This is a genomic window from Microvirga sp. (assembly GCF_014699075.1).
GTDB lineage: Bacteria > Pseudomonadota > Alphaproteobacteria > Rhizobiales > Beijerinckiaceae > Microvirga.
Map to the genome: position 1 here is coordinate 397135 of NZ_JACXAB010000004.1, position 19159 is coordinate 416293.

At 63.4% G+C, this 19159-nt stretch carries 16 protein-coding genes; 10 read left to right on the forward strand and 6 right to left on the reverse strand.

What is annotated here, in order from left to right; all coding sequences use genetic code 11:
- The first annotated feature begins 45 nt into the window (after nucleotides 1-45).
- A complete protein-coding gene (gene mfd, locus IC232_RS09450) occupies nucleotides 46-3567 on the forward strand; it encodes a transcription-repair coupling factor (protein WP_190844666.1) in 3522 nt (1173 codons plus the stop codon).
- A gap of 121 nt (nucleotides 3568-3688) precedes the next feature.
- Here the strand turns inward: mfd and IC232_RS09455 are convergent, their stop codons facing one another.
- Together IC232_RS09455 and IC232_RS09460 are read right to left on the reverse strand one after the other, a co-directional pair.
- Nucleotides 3689-4033, reverse strand: a complete 345-nt coding sequence (locus IC232_RS09455; protein ID WP_190844667.1) for a hypothetical protein — start codon at nucleotides 4031-4033, stop codon at nucleotides 3689-3691.
- 128 nt (nucleotides 4034-4161) lie between these two features.
- Nucleotides 4162-5970 (reverse strand): extracellular solute-binding protein, encoded by a 1809-nt coding sequence (locus IC232_RS09460; RefSeq protein WP_190844668.1) that lies wholly within the window; start codon nucleotides 5968-5970, stop codon nucleotides 4162-4164.
- Between the two features lie 213 nt (nucleotides 5971-6183).
- On the opposite strand from IC232_RS09460, the gene IC232_RS09465 reads away from it, so the two are divergent.
- On the forward strand, nucleotides 6184-7053 hold the full coding sequence (locus IC232_RS09465) for an invasion associated locus B family protein (RefSeq protein WP_190844669.1): 870 nt from the start codon (nucleotides 6184-6186) through the stop codon (nucleotides 7051-7053).
- Between the two features lie 70 nt (nucleotides 7054-7123).
- On the opposite strand, the gene hspQ is transcribed toward IC232_RS09465, so the two are convergent.
- Nucleotides 7124-7453, reverse strand: a complete 330-nt coding sequence (hspQ, locus tag IC232_RS09470; protein ID WP_190844670.1) for a heat shock protein HspQ — start codon at nucleotides 7451-7453, stop codon at nucleotides 7124-7126.
- A 211-nt stretch (nucleotides 7454-7664) separates the two neighbouring features.
- Here hspQ and IC232_RS09475 point away from each other — a divergent pair, with 211 nt between their 5' ends.
- Complete coding sequence (locus IC232_RS09475; protein WP_190844671.1) at nucleotides 7665-8636, forward strand: AEC family transporter; 972 nt, start codon at nucleotides 7665-7667, stop codon at nucleotides 8634-8636.
- Here IC232_RS09475 and IC232_RS09480 read toward each other — a convergent pair.
- Complete coding sequence (locus tag IC232_RS09480) at nucleotides 8633-9841, reverse strand: UbiH/UbiF family hydroxylase (RefSeq protein WP_190844672.1); 1209 nt, start codon at nucleotides 9839-9841, stop codon at nucleotides 8633-8635. The two genes, IC232_RS09475 and IC232_RS09480, sit on opposite strands and share 4 nt — an antisense overlap.
- Nucleotides 9842-10045: 204 nt before the next feature.
- Between IC232_RS09480 and IC232_RS09485 the strand changes: the two genes are divergently transcribed.
- The 5 genes from IC232_RS09485 (at nucleotide 10046) to IC232_RS09505 (ending at nucleotide 15604) form a co-directional block, all read left to right on the forward strand.
- Nucleotides 10046-11593, forward strand: a complete 1548-nt coding sequence (locus IC232_RS09485) for an ABC transporter ATP-binding protein (protein WP_190844673.1) — start codon at nucleotides 10046-10048, stop codon at nucleotides 11591-11593.
- Nucleotides 11583-12659 carry an ABC transporter permease gene (locus IC232_RS09490; RefSeq protein ID WP_190844674.1) on the forward strand — a complete coding sequence of 359 codons (1077 nt, stop codon included), beginning with the start codon at nucleotides 11583-11585 and terminating at the stop codon, nucleotides 12657-12659. Before IC232_RS09485 ends, IC232_RS09490 begins: the two co-directional genes overlap by 11 nt.
- A complete protein-coding gene (locus tag IC232_RS09495; protein WP_190844675.1) occupies nucleotides 12656-13573 on the forward strand; it encodes an ABC transporter permease in 918 nt (305 codons plus the stop codon). The genes IC232_RS09490 and IC232_RS09495 overlap by 4 nt, the downstream gene beginning before the upstream one ends.
- Nucleotides 13574-13676: 103 nt before the next feature.
- Nucleotides 13677-14759: a BMP family ABC transporter substrate-binding protein gene (locus IC232_RS09500; RefSeq protein ID WP_190844676.1), complete on the forward strand. Its 1083-nt coding sequence runs from the start codon at nucleotides 13677-13679 to the stop codon at nucleotides 14757-14759.
- 209 nt (nucleotides 14760-14968) lie between these two features.
- Entirely contained in the window at nucleotides 14969-15604 is a 636-nt protein-coding gene (locus IC232_RS09505; protein ID WP_312895137.1) for a nicotinamidase, read from the forward strand.
- A gap of 12 nt (nucleotides 15605-15616) precedes the next feature.
- Here the strand turns inward: IC232_RS09505 and rimO are convergent, their stop codons facing one another.
- Both rimO and IC232_RS33250 read right to left on the reverse strand, forming a co-directional pair.
- Nucleotides 15617-16933, reverse strand: a complete 1317-nt coding sequence (rimO, locus tag IC232_RS09510; protein WP_190844678.1) for a 30S ribosomal protein S12 methylthiotransferase RimO — start codon at nucleotides 16931-16933, stop codon at nucleotides 15617-15619.
- A gap of 309 nt (nucleotides 16934-17242) precedes the next feature.
- The gene (locus IC232_RS33250; RefSeq protein WP_409564897.1) at nucleotides 17243-17467 is read right to left on the reverse strand and encodes a GAF domain-containing protein; all 225 of its coding nucleotides are present in this window, start codon (nucleotides 17465-17467) and stop codon (nucleotides 17243-17245) included.
- Nucleotides 17468-17761: 294 nt separating this feature from the next.
- Between IC232_RS33250 and IC232_RS09520 the strand changes: the two genes are divergently transcribed.
- Both IC232_RS09520 and IC232_RS09525 read left to right on the forward strand, forming a co-directional pair.
- Nucleotides 17762-18610 (forward strand): hypothetical protein, encoded by an 849-nt coding sequence (locus IC232_RS09520; RefSeq protein WP_190844680.1) that lies wholly within the window; start codon nucleotides 17762-17764, stop codon nucleotides 18608-18610.
- Nucleotides 18588-19088, forward strand: a complete 501-nt coding sequence (locus tag IC232_RS09525; protein ID WP_190844681.1) for a hypothetical protein — start codon at nucleotides 18588-18590, stop codon at nucleotides 19086-19088. Before IC232_RS09520 ends, IC232_RS09525 begins: the two co-directional genes overlap by 23 nt.
- Nucleotides 19089-19159: the final 71 nt, after the last annotated feature.

Here is a 19159-nt window from a genome sequence, read left to right on the forward strand (position 1 = left end):
CGGAAACGCCCGCGTTCCCTTTGATCTCTGGCCTGATATTTCACCATGAAGCCTGCCCTGACCCGCGCCCTTGATGCTCTGAAAAAGGGGCAAAGCCTCACCTTGTCCGGCGCGCCGGACGGCTTCGATGCGCTTGCCGTCGCCGATCTGGCCCGCGGCCTCTCGGGGCACGTAGAGGGGCCGGCCGTTCTGGTGCATGTGGCCCGCGACGGGCAGCGGCAGCAGAATTTCGCCAGCAGCCTCGGCTTCATCGCGCCGGAGATTGAGATTCTGACCTTCCCGGCCTGGGATTGCCAGCCATACGACCGCGTCTCGCCCAATGCGGCGATCACGGCGCAGCGCATGACGACCCTGGCGCGGCTCGCCCGCTCCAAGACTTCCGAGGACAAGCCCCGCATCCTTTCGACCACGGTGAACGCCCTCGTCCAGCGCGTGCCGCCGAAGGCCCGTATCGCGGCGGAGACCTTCTCGGCTGCGCCCGGCAACGTGGTGGACACGACCCAGTTGGTCAATTGGCTGGAGGCTAACGGTTTTCTCCGCACCGGCACCGTGCGTGACACGGGCGAATACGCGGTCCGCGGCGGCATCATCGACCTCTTCCCGGCAGGTCTTCCCAACCCGGTTCGCCTCGATTTCTTCGGCGACGCGCTGGAATCGATCCGGGCCTTCGATCCGGAGACCCAGCGCACGGTCGGCACCCTGCGCGCTCTCGATCTCGTACCCATGAGCGAGGTGCAGCTGACCACCGGGAGCATCAAGCGCTTCCGGCAGGCCTATGTGGCAGCCTTCGGGGCACCGACCCGCGACGACCGGCTCTATGAGGCGATCAGCGAGGGGAGGCGCTATCCCGGCCTCGAACACTGGATGCCGCTGTTCCACGATCATCTGGATACGCTGTTCGACTACCTGCCCGGCATCCCGGTTGTGTTCGACGCACTGGCCGATGATGCGGCAGCCGAGCGCCTGTCGCAGGTGAAGGACTATTATGATGCCCGCCGCGAGGGCATGGGCCAGAACCAGCCCGGCGTCGCGCCTTATCGCCCGCTGCCGCCGGATGCGCTCTATTTCAAGCCGGAGGAGTGGTCGGAACGCACCGCCGCCCTTCCGCTCGCGCGCCTGACACCTTTCGCGCTGCCCGAATCCTCGGGCCGGCTTGTCATCGACTGCGAGGCGCGGCAGGGCCGCAACTTCATCGCCGAGCGGGCGGACGAGAACGCCAACGTGTTCGAGGCGGTCATCCGTCATATCCGCGACCTGCAGGCCGCCAAGAAGCGCGTCATGCTGGGCGCCTGGTCGGAGGGCTCGCGGGAGCGGCTCTGCCATGTGCTGCAGGATCACGACCTGCGCCAGACGAAGCCGATTGGCCGGTTCTCGGAGGCGCTGGCCTATCCGCGCAACGAGATACCGGTCGGCATCTGGCCCCTGGAATCGGGTTTTGAGACTGCCGATCTCGTTGTCATCAGCGAGCAGGACATTCTGGGCGACCGTCTCGTGCGCCAGAAGCGCAAGTCGAAGCGGCCGCAGGACTTCCTCACCGAGGTGGCGGCGCTCACGCCCGGCGACCTCGTGGTGCACGTGGATCACGGGATCGGGCGCTTCGAGGGGCTGAAGACCATCGAGGCGGCCGGCGCCCCGCACGACTGCCTTGAGCTGCATTATGCCGGCGGCGACCGCCTGTTCCTGCCGGTGGAGAACATCGAACTCCTGACCCGCTACGGCTCGGAGGAGACGGAGGTCCAGCTCGACAAGCTCGGCGGCGGGGCGTGGCAGGCGCGCAAGGCGCGCATGAAGCAGCGCATCCGCGAGATGGCCGGCGCGCTCATGAAGATCGCCGCCGCCCGCATCCTCAAGGATGCCCCGCGCTTGACCCCTCCGGAAGGCATCTACGACGAGTTCGCCGCCCGCTTTCCCTACGACGAGACGGAAGACCAGCTCAACGCCATCGAGGCGGTTCTGGACGACATGGGTTCGGGCCGCCCCATGGATCGACTCGTCTGCGGCGACGTCGGCTTCGGCAAGACCGAGGTGGCGTTGCGCGCCGCCTTCGTGGCGGCCATGAGCGGCAAGCAGGTTGCCGTCGTCGTGCCCACGACCCTTCTGGCGCGTCAGCACTACCGGACCTTCTGCGACCGCTTCCGCGGCCTGCCGCTCAACGTGGCGCAGGCCTCCCGCTTTGTCCCTGCGGCTGAGATGAAGAAGACGAAGGAGGGGCTGACCGACGGGTCCGTCGATATCGTCATCGGCACCCATGCGCTTCTCGGCAAGGCCATCAAGTTCAAGGATATCGGCCTCATCGTCATCGATGAGGAGCAGCATTTCGGCGTCACCCACAAGGAGCGCCTGAAGGAGTTGCGCGCCGAGGTCCACGTCCTGACCCTGTCGGCCACCCCGATCCCGCGCACCCTGCAGCTGGCTCTTACCGGCGTGCGCGAGCTGTCCCTGATCACAACCCCACCGGTGGACCGCCTCGCGGTTCGCACCTTCATCACGCCATTCGACCCACTCCTCGTCCGCGAGGCGCTGCTGCGCGAGCGCTACCGGGGTGGGCAGGCCTTCTACGTGGTGCCGCGCCTCGACGATCTCGGCGAGGTGAAAGCCTTCCTCGACAAGGAGGTGCCGGAGGCCAAGGTGGCGGTGGCGCACGGCCAGATGGCGGCGGGCCAGCTCGAGGATGTCATGACGGCCTTTTACGAGGGCAAGTACGACATCCTGCTCTCCACCACCATCGTGGAATCGGGCCTCGACATCCCGACCGCCAATACGCTGATCGTCCACCGGGCCGACATGTTCGGCCTGTCGCAGCTCTATCAGCTGCGGGGTCGTGTCGGGCGCTCCAAGACCCGCGCCTATGCCCTGTTCACGGTACCGGCCAACAAGTCCCTAACGGTGCAGGCGGAGCGGCGCCTCAAGGTGCTCCAGACCCTCGACACCCTGGGTGCGGGCTTCCAGCTCGCCTCCCACGACCTCGACATCCGCGGCGCCGGCAACCTGCTCGGCGAGGAGCAGTCGGGCCACATCAAGGAGGTGGGTTACGAGCTTTACCAGCAGATGCTGGAGGAGGCGGTGGCCCAGCTCAAGGCCGGCATCGAGGAGCCTACGGAGGACCAGTGGTCGCCTACCATTGCGGTCGGCGCGCCGGTCATGATCCCGGAGAGCTACATCGCCGATCTGCAGCTGCGCCTCGGCCTCTATCGCCGTCTCTCCACGTTCGAGACCGACCAGGAAATCGACGCCTTCCGGGCGGAGATGGTCGACCGGTTCGGACCCGTGCCCTCGGAGGTCGACCAGCTTCTCAAGATCATGGCGATCAAGGTGCTCTGCCGCCGGGCCAATGTGGAGAAGGTCGATGGCGGGCCGAAGGGCATCATCATCTCGTTCCGCGACAATTCCTTCGCCAACCCGACCGGGCTCATCTCCTATGTCACAGAGCAGGCTTCCTTCGCGAAGGTACGTCCGGACATGAAGATCGTGTTCATCCGAGACATCGAGACGCCGGACGAGCGCATCAAGGCCGCGACCACAATCCTGCGCAGCCTCGCCCGAATCGCGGAGAAAAAGGCCGCCTGATTGTAAGAAAGAGTTCTGATTAAACATGGTCGCGATTGATGTATGCGACACCGGCCGTCTTGTTCAGGATTGGCGAAGATCAGGCAAAACCGGAAGAAGGAGCCTTCCGGCTCCTGAAGGGCTAGAGATCCGGCGCCGCGACGGCACGTACGCTGAGCTGGTTCTGGAGCATCGTGGCGGCTCCGTTGACTCCGCCGGTAATGATGACCGGAGTTCCACTCTCGCCCAGGTTCTTGCGCAGACGGCGGGCGAGGTCGAGGAAGCGCTTGCGCTCCGCCCAATCGGCATGGCGGGGCATCTGCAGCACCACGGCAGCCGGGCTCGGGATTAGGGCCAATACGTCGTCTGCAGCCTCAAAAGGAGTGGTCACGCTCGCATATCCCATGCCGGCCAGTTCGACGGACAGAGCGCCATCGGGGGCGCGCTCGCCACTATCGACAACGAGGACCTTCGGCATTGCGTTCATGACGATACCCTGCATTTAGACGCGACAGTGGGACAGGAAGTACTCACCTAACGTCGAAGCAGGGCATTAGTTTCATCTTCTACATGAATGGAAGCTCAACAGCAGGCGAGCGGGGCCATTCCTGTGGATCAATGCGGTTGCCGCCACCAAGTGTCGATATTGGTCCCCATGAGGGGCACGGTTTCGGGCTTGCTCAGCTCGCTGCTATAGGCAAGCCATTGATCCTTCAGATAAAACAGCGGAACCACATAGAAGCCTGACAGCAAGGTGCGATCCAGGGCGCGGACGGCCGATACGAAGTCCTCGCGGCTTTTGGCCTCCAGCAGTGCATCGATCAGCCGATCGATCGCCGGGGAGGCTACCCCAGCGTGGTTATGAGACCCGCTCCTTTGCGCCGCCGCCGACCCCCAGCGGTTACGTTGTTCGTTGCCGGGGGAGAGAGAGACGGGCCAGAGCCATTGAACCATATCGAAGTCGAATCGAGCTAAGCGCCGCCAGTACTGAACGTCGTCGACGAGGCGCACCCGCGCCTGAATGCCGATGCGGCTCAAGGACTGGGAGAAGTTGAGAGCAAGCCGCTCCTGCGAGCGGGAATTGACCAGCATCTCGAAGGTGAAAGGCTCGCCCGTCTCTTTCTTCCGCAGGATATCGCCTTCGAGCACCCAGCCGGCATCGGCCAGAAGAGCGAGCGCCTTCCGGGCCATATCCCGGTCCCGGCCCGAACCGTCGCTCGCCGGCGGCTCCCAGCGGCCTTCGAGGATGTCGTCCCTTATAGGTGATTGAGATCCTGCCAGCAGCACACGCTCGCGTGCATCGGCGGGCCTTCCGGTGGAGGCAAGATCAGACCCGGAGAAGTAGCTGTTGGAGCGGGTGAGTTGCCCGAAGAAGAGGTTGCGGTTCACCCAATCGAAGTCGAACAGGTGGCTCAGGGCCTCGCGCACCCGCACGTCGCTGAAAAGGGGCTTGCGGGTATTGAAGACAAAGCCGTTCATACCCTTGGGCAGCCGGGTCGCCATGGTCTCACGGATGACGCGCCCGCTTCTGACTGCCGGAATGTCGTAGCCGGTCGCCCATTGGCCCGGGTCGCCCTCGATCCTGAAATCGTAAAGCCTTGCCTTAAAAGCCTCGAACAAGGTGTTTGCATCGCGATAGAAATCGTATCGGATCTCGTCGCAGTTGTAGAGGCCGCGGGTGATGGGCAGATCCTCGCCCCAGTAGTCCTTGCGCCGGGTTAGCACCACCCGTTCCCCAGGCTTGACCTCGGTCAGGGCATAAGGCCCCGAGCCGATCGGTGGGGTGAGACTGGTCTTGTCGAACGTGTCGGGATTGGTCGCATGAGCCGGAAAGATCGTCATCATCCCGATCAGGAGCGGCAGTTCACGGTCATTGGAGCCCGAGAGATCGAACCTGATGCGGTGCGGGTCGAGGATCTCGACCGCCTTGACCTGCCCGAAGCTCGAACGGTGAAACGGCTTGCCGTTCTTCTTCAGCATCTCGAACGAGAAGCGCACATCCTCCGCCGTGAGCGGATGACCGTCTGAGAAACGGGCACGGGGATCGAGGTGGAAGGTGATGAAGCTCCGGTCCTCTGGCATTTCAACGCCGCGGGCGAGAAGGCCGTAGATCGTGAAAGGCTCGTCGGCGGAGCGCATCATGAGAGGCTGGAGCACGTAGCGCGGCACCACATCCGGCGCGACGCCGAGGACGATCAGGGGATTGAGGCTGTCGAAGGTGCCCTGCAGGGCGAGCGTGATTCGTCCGCCCTTGGGTGCCTGAGGATTGGCATAGGGCAGGTGTTCGAAGCCGGACGTGAGCGCAGGCTCGCCGTGCATCGCGATGCCATGCCGCAGTGGCAGCGCCTCTAGAGCAGAGGCGCCGAAGGTCATAATGGCAAGAGCAGCCGAAAACAGCAGATTTGATATAAGCCAGCGGCCCATGGCTCTCCCGATGCCGGTTCCCACCTGAGCAATGTTGTACAGAATTTTGCCCTGGGTGACTGGAAACCTACCACACGAAAGGTTAAAGGAGCGCCACGCGTCTTGTCTTCGCCACATTGGGCAAGGATTTGACCACGTCATCACAGGTTAAGAACGTGCCGGATCAACGGCCACTTCGAAAGCCGACCTTTCGACTGAAGAGGATCTAACGACATGTCTTTCGCGACACGCTTCGCGAGCCTGGGGGGGACCCGTGGCCTGGCAACTGCTCTTGCCGTTCTGGTGAGCGCACCCGTTCTGGCCCAGACCGCTCCGGCTCAACCTGCTCCGGCTCAGACCGCTCCGGCCCAGCGCCCTGCGGCTCCGGCAGCCCAGCCGGCACGCCCTGCCGCTCCTCCTACGGTTCCTGGCGCTCAGCCGGCACGGCCTGCAGCCCCGGCTCAGGCCCAGGGCGCCCAGCCGCAGCAGAATGCCGGTCCCACGGTCGTTCAGGTGAAGGCCGAGCCGTCCCAGCCGGAATGGACAAAGGTCTGCGGCACGGACCAGAACACCAAGACCGAGATCTGCTACACCACCCGCGACTTCGTGTCGGATCAGGGCCAGCCGGTTCTCGCGCTTGCCGTCTATGACGTGAAGGGCCAGCAGCCGCAGAAGGTCGTTCGCTTCGTGATGCCGCTCGGCCTGCTCCTGCAGCCGGGCCTACGCTTCACGGTCGATCAGGGCCAAGCCGTCGCCGGCCGTTACGTCATGTGCCTGCCCAACGGCTGCTTCGCCGAAGCGGCTGTGAAGGACGACTTCATCGCCTCTCTCAAGAAGGGCGCCAACCTGAACGTCAGCGTTCAGAATCAGATGGGCCGCGAGATCACCTTCGCTGTTCCGGCCGCCGGCTTCGGCAAGTCCTTCGACGGCCCGCCGATCGACCCGAAGGTGCTCGAAGAGCAGCAGAAGAAGCTGCAGGAAGAGCTTCAGAAGAAGAGCGAAGAGATGCGCCAGAAGATGCTGAACGGTGCCGCCGGCGCACCGGGCGCTCCTGTCGCTCCGGGTGCAGCCGCTCCGGCCGCCCAGGCTGCTCCCAAGCCGTAAGGCGAGAGACCTTCCAAGAAACAGAAACGCCGGGCTCATGGCCCGGCGTTTTCTTTTGATGCGCTTGTTCTTAATTCGCCAGAATCGGGTGCGCCCTGTAGGTGCCGTTCTTCTGGCGTGTGAACATCTCGCCGATCATCGGGTTGCGCAACGGCTCGCCTGACTCGTCGGGCAGAAGGTTCTGCTCGGAGACATAAGCTATGTACTCGGTTTCCGCGTTCTCGGCGAAGAGGTGGTAGAAGGGCTGGTCCTTGCGGGGCCGGACTTCCTCGGGGATCGAGAGCCACCACTCTTCTGTGTTGTCGAATTCAGGGTCGACGTCGAATATGAGCCCCCTGAAGTCAAACACCCGGTGGCGGACCACCTGGCCGATCGCGAATTTGGCTGAACTCGCTTTCATGGTCTTAACTCCTGGACCTTCATATAAACACCCGGGAGGGAATCTCCAAACTTGCCCACCTCACGATGAGGAGAGCGGAGTTCGTTCCGTCCCAGCCCTGCATTTTTAGGACTAGGGGTGGTCCAACGGATGGGATTACCGCAAGGTTGGAACCTTGCCAGAAGGGGTTCCCACGCCCGCATCCGCCTCTTCCCTCTGCTTGGAGCCGCCCATGTCCGACCTGATCGGGCTGTTCAACCTGCTCGCCCCCTTCTTCGGCCTCATCGGGCTCGGCTTCTTCTGCGGCAAGGTGGTGAAGCAGCCGGAGGCAGGGCTGGCCTGGATGCAGTTCTTCCTCATCTATGTGGCGCTGCCCTGCCTGTTCTATCGCCTCATTGCCGACAAGCCGCTGGACGAGCTTGCGAACTGGCCCTTCATTCTGGCGACGACATTCTCGACCTTCTGCGCCTTTGCGCTCTCCTTCGCCACCGGATGGCGCTATACCAGGGACCTCCCGCAATCGGTCATGCAGGGTGTGGCCGGGTCCTATTCCAATATCGGTTATATGGGGCCGCCGCTGATCCTGGCGGCCATCGGCGCCTCGGCCAGCGCCCCGGTGGTGCTGATCTTCGTCTTCGACAACCTGTTCCTGTTCTCGGTCGTGCCGCTTCTCATGTCCCTGGCTGGCGTGGAGAAGCTGAGCCTCTCGGCTACGATCCGCAGGATCGTCTGGCGGGTGGTGACACACCCCTTCAATGTCGCCACTGCCATCGGCGTCGCGGCAAGCTACCTGCATGTCCGGCTGCCGCAGGCTGCCGACCAGATCGTCACCTGGCTCTCGGGAGCCGCGGCGCCCTGCGCTCTGTTCATCCTCGGCGTTACCGTGGCCCTGCGGCCCTTGAGGCAGATGCCCGGCGAGGTGCCGGTCCTGGTCTTCATCAAGCTGATCCTCCACCCGCTTCTCGTCTGGGTGGTGCTCTCGGCCCTCGGAGATTTCGGCCCCGCCTGGACCTATGCGGCAATCATCATGGCGGCGTTGCCGCCGGCCCTGAACATCTTCGTCATCTCGACCCAGTACAATGTGGGCGTGGAGCGCGCCTCGGCCTGCGTGCTCATCGGGACGCTAGTCTCGATGCTGACGCTGACCGGCATCCTCTACATCACCACCAAGACCGGCGCCGTGCCTTACGACCTCTTCCCCTAAGCCGGCGAGGCGTCCTGCATCAGGCGCGGTGCGCCCACCTGCGGCAGCACCCCCTCACGCATCACGATCCGGCGTAAGGGGCCGACATTACTGAGCGCCAGGAGGCCGGCCCCCCGGAGGAAGTCCGTCGGGATCATGCCGGTGAGGAGGGTGCGGTTGAGCCCGTCTACGGCAGCCGTGCGCAGGCGGACGTCGAGATCGCGGCTGCGCTGGTAGCGGCCCAGGGCCTCTTCCGATCCGAGATCCAAGCCCTCGTTCTGCCCGTCAACGACTGCGTCCCGTAAGGAGGCTGCATCCCGGAAGCCGAGATTGAGGCCCTGCGCGCCGATGGGCGGAAACACGTGAGCGGCTTCGCCCACGAGGGCGAGGCGAGGGGCCCAGTAGCGGTTCACCGACAGGCCCGTCATCGGCACGAGACCGCGCGGTCCGTCGATGCGCATGGCGCCGAGATGGGACTGGGCCTGCCGCTCGATGGCGAGCGCCAGGGCAGCATCGTCAAGCTTGGACAGGCGTTCTGCCTCAGCCTTGCTGGTCACCCAGACGAGGCTGGAGCGCCGGCCGGGCAGGGGAACCAGGGTGAAAGGTCCATGCCGGGTGTGAAACTCGGTCGAGGTCTCCCGGTGGTCCCGGTCATGAGCGAGGATGACGGTTACGGCCGATTGCGGGTAGGACCATGTCTGGCTCCCGATACCGGCGATCTGGCGCAGCTTGGAATTGCGCCCATCCGCGGCAACCACAAGGCTCGCCTTGATGATTCCGCCATCGGTTAGTGTCAGGACGGCTTCTGTTTCGCCTGCTTCGAAGCCGGTTGCGAATTCCGACACGAAGGTCAGGTTTTCACAAGTCCGCGCGGCTTCGGTCAGTTTCTCGACCAGGGTGGCGTTCTCCACGTTCCAGCCGAAGGCATCCAGGCCGATCTCGCCGGCCCGAAAAGAGGCTGGCGGGGGGCGGAACAGGCTGCCAGTATCGTCGACGATCCGCATGGTTTCGAGCGGCGCCGCCTCGTTGACGATCACAGGCCAGGCGCCGAGCGCCTCCAGAAAGCGGACCGAGCCATTGAGGAGGGCGACGGTGCGGCCATCCCGGCGCGTATCGAGCCCTCCGACCAGAACGGTCCTGAAGCCATCGCGGGCGAAAGCCAGAGCAGCGCTCAAGCCCACGGCTCCGGCGCCAACGACGGCGATGTTATAGGTGCTCTCGGTCAAAGGCCTGCCTCTTCACCATTTTTGTGGACGGGGAGCGGACTCACAATAAACCATGGATTCGCCATTGCCGACCGGTGCGCCGCATCCCTATGATCGTCCCACAAAGAGATGACGAACCGGTATGGCGCTTGCTACGTTCCGTACGGGATGTCACTCATGTGCAGATTCCGACCCGGCTTCAACCTTTAAGTCAGAGACGCTTGTGTGAAGGCAGACGTACCACCCTCGGGACAGCCCCTCGTCGAACTTAAAGGGATCAGCAAGCGTTACGGCGACCTTCTCGCGAATGACGGGATCAACCTGTCGATCGAGCCGGGCGAGATTCACGCACTTCTCGGAGAAAACGGGGCAGGGAAGTCGACCCTGGTCAAGATCCTCTACGGCGTGATCGAGCCGAGTGCCGGCGAGATCCGCCTGGAGGGCCGTCCCGTGACCATCGGCTCGCCCGTGGAGGCGCGGGCACTCGGCCTCGGCATGGTGTTCCAGCATTTCTCGCTCTTCGACGAGTTGACGGTGGCCGAGAACATCGCTGTGGCGCTCTCCGGTGATTGGAGCCTCTCGACCGTCCGAGAGAAGCTTGGCGAGATCAGCGGCACCTACGGGCTGGCGCTCGATGCAGATCGGGCCATATGGACCCTGTCTGCGGGCGAGCGTCAGCGCATCGAGATCGTTCGATGCCTGCTCCAGAATCCCCGTCTGCTCATCCTCGACGAGCCGACCTCCGTGCTCACACCGCAGGAGGCCGAGCACCTCTTCACGACCTTGGACAGGCTCTCCGCTGAGGGCTGCTCGATCCTCTACATCTCCCACAAGCTGGAGGAGGTGCGCCGCCTGTGCCGCCGCGCCACTATCCTGCGGGGAGGGCGGGTGGTCGCGACCATCGATCCTCGGGCCAGCAGCGCCCGCGAGATAGCGGCCCTGATGGTCGGCAACGCAGTGGGCGATATCCGCACCGATGCGCCGCATCATCCGCAGGGGGAGACGCTCAGGGTCTCGAACCTGACCATGCCGCCGGCTGGCCTGCATGGACAGGCCTTGCGCGACATCAACCTCGCGGCGCGGGCCGGCGAAGTCGTCGGCATCGCCGGGGTTGCGGGCAACGGGCAGAGCGAGCTCTTTGCCGCACTGTCGGGCGAACGCCTTGCAGATCACGCTGAGACCATTGCCATCAACGGCAAGCCCTCAGGCACGATGGGCATCGATGCGCGCAGGCGCGTCGGCGCTGCCTTCGTGCCGGAGGAGCGGCTGGGCCATTCGGCGGCACCGACCCACAGCCTGAGCGAGAACACCCTGATCTCCCACGCGTCCACCGAGGTGAGCCGGTCCGGCTTCATCCTGATGAACGCCGCCAAGCGCGTCGCCCGCTCCATCGTCCAAAGCTTCGATGTGCGCACGCCCGAAGGAGACCCACAGGCGCGCAAGCTTTCGGGCGGAAACCTGCAGAAGTTCGTCATCGGCCGCGAGATCATCCGACGCCCTAAGCTCCTTATCGTGGATCAGCCGACCTGGGGCGTCGATGCCGGCGCGGCTCGCCTCATCCGTCAGGCCCTGGTCGATCTGGCGCGGGAGGGCAGCGCCGTGGTGGTCATCAGCCAGGATCTCGACGAGCTGTTCGAGGTGGCCGACCGCATGGCCGTGATCCACCAGGGCACTTTGAGCCCCCTGAGGCCCATCGGTGAATGGACCAAGGAAGCAGTAGGGCTTGAGATGCTCGGCGTTGCTCAGGCTGAGGGAGGCGTCCATGCGATTTGAGCTGACGCCTCGCACCAACTCGCCCACGGTGATGCGCGTCTTCGCGTCGGTTGCGGCTTTCATCACGGCCTTCCTGATTGCGGGCTTCGTGATCTGGCTCATGGGCCGTTCGCCGATCGCCGCCTTCGATGTCTATGTGCTCCAGCCGCTGAGCGACCCCTGGTCGCTTCAGGAACTTATCGTCAAGGCCACCCCGATGGCGCTTATCGCCATCGGCCTGTCATATTGCTTTCGCGCCAATCTCTGGAACATCGGCGCAGAAGGGCAGTATGTGATCGGGGCGGTGCTTGGGGGCTGGCTTGCGCTCCGGACCCATGGAACCGATGCCGGCGCCTGGGTGCTGCCGCTCATGCTGCTGCTCGGCGTCATTGGCGGCGCCCTCTGGGGACTGATACCGGCCTTCCTGAAGACGCGCTTCGGGGTCAACGAAATCCTCACCAGCCTGATGCTGGTTTATGTGGCGCAGCTGATCCTCGATTATCTCGTGCGCGGACCCTGGCGCGATCCTAAGGGCTTCAACTTCCCGCAATCGGTCACCTTCGACCCATCCGCGACGCTGCATCCCATCCTGGAAGGCGGCCGTGTGCATTACGGGGCGGTGTTTGCAGCCATCGCCGTCCTGGTCACCGCCATCGTCTTGGGACGAACCCTGTTCGGATACCGCCTGAAGCTCACGGGCGATGCGCCCCGCGCGGCCCGCTTCGCCGGCTTCAGCTCCAAGGCGACAATCCTCGCGGTCTTCGCGATATCCGGTGGGCTCGCCGGACTGGCAGGCATCTCGGAAGTCTCAGGGCAGATTGGCCAGCTCCAGCCGTCGATCTCCCCCGGCTACGGCTTCACGGCCATCACGGTCGCGTTCCTCGGGCGCCTCAATCCCATTGGCATCCTGGTTGCTTCGCTTGTGGTTGCCCTCACCTTCATCGGTGGCGAGAGCGCCCAGATCATGCTGAAACTGCCGCTCGATCTCACCCAGGCGTTCCAGGGCATCCTGCTGCTATGCGTGCTCGCAGCCGATGCCATGGTCAGCTACCGCATTCGCTTCGTGACACGGGGAGGGGGCAAATGACCACTTTCGAGGCCATTCTGCTGACCATTGTCACCGCCTCCACGCCGCTGCTGATCGCCGCCCTCGGCGAACTTGTGACGGAGCGCTCCGGCGTCCTGAACTTGGGTGTCGAGGGCATGATGGTAATGGGTGCCGCCTGCAGCTTCGCCGCTGCCGTGACCTTCGACTCCACACTCCTCGGCGTGGCCGCCGGCATGCTGGCCGGTGCTCTCATGGCGGCGCTCTTCGCGCTGCTCGTTCTGGGCTTTGCCGCGAACCAGACCGGTTCGGGCCTTGCGCTCACGATCCTGGGTCTTGGCCTCTCCGGGCTGATCGGAGCTCCGTTCGTCGGCGCGCGGCGGGATCCCGTCGCGCCGGTCGACATCCCCGGATTGAGCGATATCCCCATCATCGGCCGCCTGTTCTTCGAGCAGGATCTCTTCGTCTATGCCTCGATCCTGCTGACGGTTCTAGTCGGCCTCTACCTCATGCGCACCCGTTCGGGCCTCACCCTGCGCTCCATCGGCGAGAACCATACCTCGGCCAATGCGCTCGGCCTGCCGGTGTGGCGAGTACGCTTCTGGGCCATCCTGTTCGGCGGGGCCTGTGCCGGCTTGGCCGGAGCCTATCTCGCTCTCGTCTATACCCGCTTCTGGTCCCCCGGAATGACGGCAGGACGCGGCTGGATCGCCCTGGCGCTGGTGGTTTTCGCCGCCTGGCGGCCCGGCTGGGTGCTGGTGGGTGCGTACATCTTCGGTGCCGCCACGGTGCTGCAGCTTCACGCTCAGGCTGCGCAGTTCGGAGTGCCGTCGCAGGTGCTCTCGGCGGTGCCCTATCTGGCCACGATCATCGCCCTTCTCCTCCTCTCCATCCGGCATGGCCGGGCCATTGGAGCCCCCGGATCCTTAGGTGTGCCCTTCGTGCCTGACCGGTGAGCGATGCGGTGTTAATCTGACCAAAGTGTAGGCAGAGGAATTCTTGCCAGAAGCCTCCAGACCTGCGACGGAATAGTGGAAATCCAACCTCGAGGGAACGAGCATGTTTTCAGGGAAAGTCTTCGGAGCCTTGGCAGGAGTAGCGGTCCTGGCTCTGTCGGCCACGGGCGCAGTTGCCCAGGCAAAGGATAAGATCAAGGTCGGCTTCATCTATGTGGGCCCGGTTGGCGACCACGGCTGGAGCTACCAGCACGATGTGGGCCGTCAGGCCATCGAGAAGGCCTTTCCGGGCAAGGTCACCACGACCTTCGTGGAAAGCGTGCCGGAGGCCGATTCCGAGCGCGCCATCGAGCAACTGGCCCGTACCGGCCATGACCTGATTTTCACGACCTCCTTCGGCTTCATGGAGCCGACCCTGAAGGTCGCCAAGAAGTACCCGAACATCAAGTTCGAGCACGCCACCGGCTTCAAGCGCAACCCCAACCTCTCGACCTATGCGGCGAAGTTCCACGAGGGCCGCTACATCATCGGCCAGATCGCCGGCAAGATGACCAAGTCGAACACCATCGGCTATGTGGGCGCCTTCCCGATCCCGGAAGTGATCGCCGGCATCAACGCCTTCTATCTCGGCGCCCAATCGGTGAACCCGGCCGTCAAGATCAAGATCGTGTTCGCCAACACCTGGTACGACCCGGCCAAGGAAGGCGACGCCGCCAAGGCGCTCCTCGACCAAGGCGTCGACATGCTGGCCCAGCACACGGACAGCCCGGCTCCGATCCAGGCCGCCGAGGCCCGCGGCAAGTTCGGCTTCGGCCAGGCTTCGGACATGGAGCGCTTCGCTCCCAAGGCGCAGCTGACGGCCATCGTCGACAACTGGTCGGACTACTACGTCGCCCGCGCCAAGGCCGTCCTCGACGGCACCTGGAAGTCCGAGGACGTATGGGGCGGTCTGGCTTCCAACATGGTCGTGATGACGCCCTACAAGAACATGCCCGACGACGTGAAGAAGCTGGCCCAGGAGACCGAGGCCGCCATTCGCTCCGGCAAGCTCAACCCATTCAAGTGCCCGATCACGGGTCAGGACGGCAAGGAGATCGAGTGCAAGGGCCAGGGCGCCCTCTCGGACGAGCAGGTGCTCGGCATGAACTTCTACGTGAAGGGCATCGAGGACAAGATCCCGCAATAAGCCAAAACGGGTCGCAAGAGGTGAGGGCAGCCGAGAGATCGGCTGCTCTTTTCGTTTGAACCGCTATATCCGTGAACCGACCTAGAGCATCGGACGAGAAGTCGGATCCGGTGAGTTCTGCATCTTAGCGGTCCTGGAGCCATCGCGACGCCGTCAAGGGTGCGTCCACTTAACAGTCCGATGCTCTATGGTGCAGGGAAGGACAGTGCATCGTGAAGCCAGGTGATCAGGACATCCTTATCGTAACTGACGTCCAGTACGACTTCCTTCCGGGCGGCGCGCTTGCGGTGCCGCAAGGCGGTGAGGTGATCGATCCGATCAATCGCCTCGCCAAAGCCTTCCGCCATGTGGTCTTAACGCAGGACTGGCATCCGAAGGGGCATGCCTCCTTCGCCTCAAACCATCCGGGCAGGCAACCCTTCGAGATGATCGATTTGCATTATGGCCCGCAGGTCCTCTGGCCGGACCATTGTGTGCAGAGCACACCCGGCGCAGAGATCTCTCGCGAGTTGGATATTCCGCACGCGCAGCTCGTCATCCGCAAAGGCTACAACCAGGATATCGACAGTTACTCGGGTTTCAAGGAAGCGGACCGGCAAACGCAGACAGGTCTCGCCGGTTATTTGAAGGAGCGCGGGTTCCGGCGGGTCTTCTGCGCGGGACTAGCCCTGGATTTCTGCGTTGCCTGGACCGCGCTCGATGCTGCCGCTGCCGGTTTCGACACCTTCCTCATTGAGGATGCCTCGCGGGCCATCGACACGAATGGCTCGCTTGTGAGAGCCCAAAATGATTTGAGCGCCGCCGGTGTTAACATCATCGGCAGCGCTCAGCTTGAAGGTGCATAGAGGGCAGGGCGGTTAAACCGTTGTCCCATGCAGATCGTATTCGTCCGAGCTTTCTATTCTGACATTCACGATCTCGCCGGCCTTGAGCGGCTGTCGTGAGGCCACATAGACCACGCCGTCGATTTCCGGAGCGTCATACTTGGTGCGGCCGGTGGCGACCGTCGCGCCGGCCTCGTCGATGATCACCGGGAGCGTTTTGCCGACCTTGCTCTTGAGGATCCTGGCGCTGACCTTCTGCTGGGTCTGCATGAAGCGATGCCAGCGCTCCTCCTTCACCTCGGCCGGCACTGCGCCGGCGATGTCGTTGGCGGGCGCGCCCTGGACCGGCTCGTACTGGAAGCAGCCGGCACGGTCGATCTTCGCGTCCTTCAGCCATTGCACCAGGAGGTCCATGTCCTCCTCCGTCTCGCCGGGGAAGCCGACGATGAAGGTCGAGCGGATCGCCAGATCAGGGCAGATCTCGCGCCATTTGTGGATCCGCTCCAGGGTCTTCTCCTGATTGCCGGGGCGGCGCATGAGCTTCAGAACGCTCGGGGAGGCATGCTGGAAGGGGATGTCGAGATAGGGAAGGATCTTGCCCTCGGCCATCAGCGGGATGACCTCGTCCACGTGCGGATAGGGGTAGACGTAGTGCATGCGCACCCACATGCCGAGCTCGCCCAACTCCCTGGCCAACTCGAAGAACCGGGTGCGGACCTCCCGATCCTTCCACAGGCTCGGCTGGTACTTGATGTCAAGGCCATAGGCGCTGGTGTCCTGGGAGATCACCAGGAGTTCCTTGACACCCGCCCTGGCAAGCTTCTCGGCCTCGCGCAGAACGTCGCCGATGGGGCGGCTGACGAGATCACCGCGGAGCTTCGGGATGATGCAGAAGGAGCAGCGGTTGTTGCAGCCCTCGGATATCTTCAGATAGGCATAATGGCGCGGCGTCAGCTTCACGCCCTGCGGCGGCACGAGGTCCACGAACGGATCGTGGGCCGGTGGCACGGCCTGATGGACGGCCGAGACGACGGATTCGTAAGCCTGCGGACCCGTGATCGCCAGAACGTTCGGGAACTGATCGCGGATCTGCTCAGGTTCGGCACCCATGCAGCCTGTGACAATGACCTTGCCATTCTCAGCCATGGCCTCGCCGATAGCCTCAAGGGACTCGGCCTTGGCACTGTCGAGGAAGCCGCAGGTGTTGACGATCACCACGTCGGCCCCGTCATGCTCTTTGGTCAACTGGTAACCTTGAGCGCGGAGCTGGGTGATGATGCGCTCAGAATCGACCAAGGCCTTCGGGCAGCCCAGGGATACGAACGAGACTTTGGGCGCGGGAGCATTCATCCGCCAAATCCAATCTTCCAAATCAAAATGACATCATGCTGGTGCCCGCCTCAGGCCGCATCGGAGCGAATTCGTGGCGGAGAAACCTGTCTGATCCAAGGCAGGAACACTTTTTGAGCGAGGCGCCGTAGCGCATACCCCCAAGCAATCTCCTGAATCAATCCAGCCCTTAGCGCAGGCGTTCCACAAGCCTGGGAACACGCGCCATAAGACACGCGTGTGCCTTTACAACACCGGGTCCACCTTTACAACATTCGGGATTGACGCGGGGCCGAAGAGCAAGGCTTAGGGATGGAGCGAGCGTCCAAGTTACTGCGCCGCGATCTCCTTCACAATCCTGTCTGCGAAGAGCTGAAGCTCGGCCTTGTCGCCGCGAGAGAAGGAGCCGGGCTTGGTATCGAGAAGGCACAGCGTTCCGAGGCGTATGTGCTTCAGAAAAATTCGGGGAGCCCCGGCGTAGGACCGGAGGTAGGGGGCGCCGGTGACGAAAGGGTTGTCTTTGAAGCGATCATCGGCCAAGGCATCGCTGACCACAAAGACCTCGTCGCTCGGGATCGTATAACTGCAGAAGGCGGCACTTCTCGGCGCCGGTCGGTGCTGCCCGTCGGGCCACCGGGCAGACGCGCAATGCCGAAGCAGTCGACCTGTTCGAATGAGCATTGACCGTGATACCGGGCCAACGCCGGGAGTTGCTGCCGGAATATACGGAGCAGGTCCTTTATACAGGCCAGCCTCTCAGAGCCATTCCGCTGTTCCACGGAAATCCTGCATCGCGCCGATCTTAATGTGAAGGAGCGCTGGGATGCGTAGCTCGGCCTCGCCCACGCCTTGGCCTGGAGCAGCCAACAAAGGCTTGCCATTCCGGTCTTTACGGAAATCCTGGCATTCAACTCGAACGACATCGAGGCGCTGATCGGGCGGGGTAATGCGCTCAATGACATTACGGAACACAAGGCTACCCTTGTCGATTCCGAGGTGGTTCTGGCGCTGCAGCCCATCAATGTGGAAGCGATCCGCTGCGCAGCCACAGCCGAGAGATCCATGGGGCTTCCCCGGGCCACTCTGGCACGCTTGGAGCCGCTTTTTACTTCAGATTATCGCAAACCCGCGACCCTGTTCATTGCTGCTCAAGCCCGACGGGAGATGGGGCGCCCTGATCTGGCGGAGGGATACGCCCGCGCGGTTCTCGCGCAGAAGCCAGCCGACGAGGGCGCTCAGCGCCTACTTGAGCAGATTGGCTTGGAACGGCGCCCGTCGATCCAGGTCGAATCTCGGTACGCAAGGCGCTCGTACGATCCGGCGATCCGGTTCCTGCAGGCGTCTCACGAACTAACCGTCAACAACGGCCTGACCAAGTTCGCGCCGCAAGCTTGCTTCATGCGCTATCAGGGCGGAGATTTCCCGAGTGTCGACATGTACAGCATTGGCACCTCCGGCCGGCATCGGTTTGACGATTTCTTCGAATTCGAGTCCTCGCTCTTGCTCAACTTAGAAGAGGAGGAGCGGCGGAATCGTGCCGACGGGAACGAGGATCAGGAAGTCACGCTCACGCACGAGACGACCTTCAGCCTTATCCCATCGGATCCCCTCCGGTTCGATCTGATCCGATCCCAATCTCGGGCGCCGGTAGGCGGACGAGAACACGCGCTCAATCGTGAACGATATCCTGGCCAATGACTTCGGCTTGTCGGTCGACATCACGCCTGACAACGCGACCCACTTCAGCGGCCGGGCGATCTACAGCCATTATTCCGACGGCAATGACCGCGTCTGGGGTCAGGTCGAGGCCGCCGAGAGGTTTAACGCCAACCCATATTTCTGGCTCGGCGCTTGCTACACGGCCTCCGACTTCGAGGAATTGAGCGATAATGGGTATTGGAATCCTGAGCGCTATCAGTCCCTAGAAGCCAGCCTGCAGTTCTATGGCCCGCTGGCGGACAAGTGGTGGTTCGAGATCCAAGGCACTGCCGGATATGGTTGGAGCGATCCCCGGGAGGGCGGCTTCGTCTACTACGCCTCGGCACGCCTCAATTATGACTTCACTCCGCAGGCCTCGTTCGCCTTTTATGCGAACCATCTGATCGCGTATGCGCGCTCATCTGAGGATGACGGGAACTTCAGCGCGGACGATGACCAGCCGTTCCGCCGCTGGTGAGTCGGCGGACAGCTGCGGGTTCGGTGGTAAGCGGCGGGATAACACTCAGGATCGTACATCAAATCTGAATG

Excerpts from the sequence above, each read along its gene's own strand:
- mfd (WP_190844666.1), top strand. The coding sequence starts at position 46 with ATGAAGCCTGCCCTGACCCGCGCCCTTGATGCTCTGAAAAAGGGGCAA.
- IC232_RS09455 (WP_190844667.1), bottom strand. The coding sequence starts at position 4,033 with ATGAACGCAATGCCGAAGGTCCTCGTTGTCGATAGTGGCGAGCGCGCC.
- IC232_RS09460 (WP_190844668.1), bottom strand. The coding sequence starts at position 5,970 with ATGGGCCGCTGGCTTATATCAAATCTGCTGTTTTCGGCTGCTCTTGCC.
- IC232_RS09465 (WP_190844669.1), top strand. The coding sequence starts at position 6,184 with ATGTCTTTCGCGACACGCTTCGCGAGCCTGGGGGGGACCCGTGGCCTG.
- hspQ (WP_190844670.1), bottom strand. The coding sequence starts at position 7,453 with ATGAAAGCGAGTTCAGCCAAATTCGCGATCGGCCAGGTGGTCCGCCAC.
- IC232_RS09475 (WP_190844671.1), top strand. The coding sequence starts at position 7,665 with ATGTCCGACCTGATCGGGCTGTTCAACCTGCTCGCCCCCTTCTTCGGC.
- IC232_RS09490 (WP_190844674.1), top strand. The coding sequence starts at position 11,583 with ATGCGATTTGAGCTGACGCCTCGCACCAACTCGCCCACGGTGATGCGC.
- IC232_RS09495 (WP_190844675.1), top strand. The coding sequence starts at position 12,656 with ATGACCACTTTCGAGGCCATTCTGCTGACCATTGTCACCGCCTCCACG.
- IC232_RS09500 (WP_190844676.1), top strand. The coding sequence starts at position 13,677 with ATGTTTTCAGGGAAAGTCTTCGGAGCCTTGGCAGGAGTAGCGGTCCTG.
- rimO (WP_190844678.1), bottom strand. The coding sequence starts at position 16,933 with ATGAATGCTCCCGCGCCCAAAGTCTCGTTCGTATCCCTGGGCTGCCCG.